General features: G+C 47.8%; 2 tRNA genes and 1 rRNA gene. All 3 read left to right on the forward strand.

The annotated features are described in order from the left end of the window. The first annotated feature begins 47 nt into the window (after window positions 1-47). A tRNA-Ile gene (locus tag WQ57_RS22495) sits at window positions 48-124 on the forward strand. 16 nt (window positions 125-140) lie between these two features. Further along, window positions 141-213, forward strand: a tRNA-Ala gene (locus WQ57_RS22500). Window positions 214-336: 123 nt separating this feature from the next. Continuing rightward, window positions 337-600: ribosomal RNA gene (locus WQ57_RS22505) — 23S ribosomal RNA — on the forward strand; the annotation flags it as partial.

Below are 600 nucleotides of genomic sequence, written 5' to 3' on the forward strand. Positions count from 1 at the left end.
TTTGTTTAGTTTTGAGAGAGCAATCTCTTTTATATTTCCTTTTATGTGGGCCTATAGCTCAGCTGGTTAGAGCGCACGCCTGATAAGCGTGAGGTCGATGGTTCGAGTCCATTTAGGCCCACCATTCAAATACTTTTTACGGGGCCTTAGCTCAGCTGGGAGAGCGCCTGCTTTGCACGCAGGAGGTCAGCGGTTCGATCCCGCTAGGCTCCACTTTGTTCCTTGAAAACTGGATAATCGTATGTAAGAAGGCAATTGCAATAAAACCGAGTATCGCCATTTTAGTTTTTCTCTCTTTTGATTGAAAAAGAGAAACCTGGCAAGTATTTGCCGCAAGGTTAAGTTAGAAAGGGCGCACGGTGGATGCCTTGGCACTAGGAGCCGATGAAGGACGGGACTAACACCGATATGCTTCGGGGAGCTGTAAGTAAGCTTTGATCCGGAGATTTCCGAATGGGGAAACCCACTGTTCGTAATGGAACAGTATCTTTACCTGAATCCATAGGGTATTGAAGGCAGACCCGGGGAACTGAAACATCTAAGTACCCGGAGGAAGAGAAAGCAAACGCGATTCCCTGAGTAGCGGCGAGCGAAACGGGA

The sequence above is a fragment of the Mesobacillus campisalis genome, assembly GCF_000986785.1.
Lineage (GTDB): Bacteria > Bacillota > Bacilli > Bacillales > Cytobacillaceae > Mesobacillus_B > Mesobacillus_B campisalis.